The organism is uncultured Aurantimicrobium sp. (assembly GCF_936931525.1).
In the GTDB taxonomy this organism is placed as follows: Bacteria; Actinomycetota; Actinomycetes; order Actinomycetales; family Microbacteriaceae; genus Aurantimicrobium.
The window spans coordinates 1-1,281 of record NZ_CAKZII010000096.1; the positions used below are offsets into that span (position 1 = coordinate 1).

At 47.7% G+C, this 1,281-nt stretch carries 1 protein-coding gene and 1 pseudogene; both read right to left on the bottom strand.

The genetic code is table 11. The features are described 5' to 3' along the window. Positions 1-316: pseudogene (locus tag Q0362_RS04690) on the bottom strand (diaminopimelate decarboxylase); the annotation flags it as partial. A 108-nt stretch (positions 317-424) separates the two neighbouring features. Then, a partial coding sequence (locus Q0362_RS04695) for a PDR/VanB family oxidoreductase (protein ID WP_298120434.1) occupies positions 425-1,281 on the bottom strand: 857 nt, incomplete at its 5' end.

Sequence of the window (1,281 nt, forward strand, 5' to 3'; positions counted from 1 at the left end):
CCTGAGAAACCCACCGAGCGACAGCGCCTGAAAGGAAAGCTTTACCTGCATAGTAGACCTTGGCAGAAGTCCCTGCCTTGTTGAATTCTTCTTCAAAGGCAATACGGACCTGATTAGCGCGTCGAATTAAATGGTCTTCATCCAGCACAAACACTGGTGTTCCAAATTGTTTGGCAAGTGAATTAATAGAGATACCAGCAACAATAAGTTCACCGTCAGCACTCCGCGAAACGGAATCTGCCCAAATTCCGTCAACTAAGTCGTTGGAATCAATAGTCGAATCCAACCAGCTGGGAGCTAGTGGGTTACCAGCCACGAATTTACCTCTTCTAATGGAGAACTAGATTGAGAGAAGTTTGTGGGCGAGCGGACCCGGCTTGGTCCCTGAAGCCTGACATCGCAGATGCGATGAACCTCAATTCTACTAGAGGTCTATGACGAGTCGTTTTCCCTTAGCCCGAGAGATACAAATCATCATGGTGTCACCTTCAGCACGTGCTTGTGCAGAGAGCACAGAATCACGGTGATCAACTTCACCCTCGAAAACCCTTGTCTCGCACGCTCCGCATGTACCTTCCATACAGTCACCTGGGATATCAATTCCAGCAAAATCAGCTGCCATAAGGATACTTTCGTCAGCAGGAACAATAATTTCCTCATCTGACTTTGAACAATAGACAGTGAACTCGTGATCAGGTTCATCCAACACAATTTCGCGGGGATGAAAACGCTCAACATGGATGCGATTGATATCTGTTGCCCCCATAGCTTCTTCTAGGGCGAGCATTAGGCGTTCTGGCCCGCAACTATAGATATGAGTTTGTGTGTTCAGCTCTGATATCTCTCGTGTCACTTGAATACGGTCGCCAAGAGATTTTGCAAAGACATCTACCTGGTTACCGAACTGTTGTTGGAGTTCACTCACATAGGTCATAGTCTCTGGCGAACGCCCGAGATATGCCAATTTCCAGGGAATTCCTTGTAATTGCGCTGTGTCAATCATTCTTAATAACGGGGTAATTCCGATTCCCCCCGCAACAAAGAGGTATTCACCTGCAGGGGTTAGCGGGAAATGGTTTCGAGGGCCTACAGAGCTGATCTCAGAACCAACCTGAAGTTCTTTCTCGATTAGAAGTGACCCCCCACGTCCATCCCGTTCAATGAGCACCGCGATGCGCCAATAATTCGGGTTATGTAATCCTGTCATCAACGAATACTGACGGCTTAGTCCGTTGCTGAGCTTGAGGTCAATATGTGCTCCTGCATTCAACTCAGGCAATG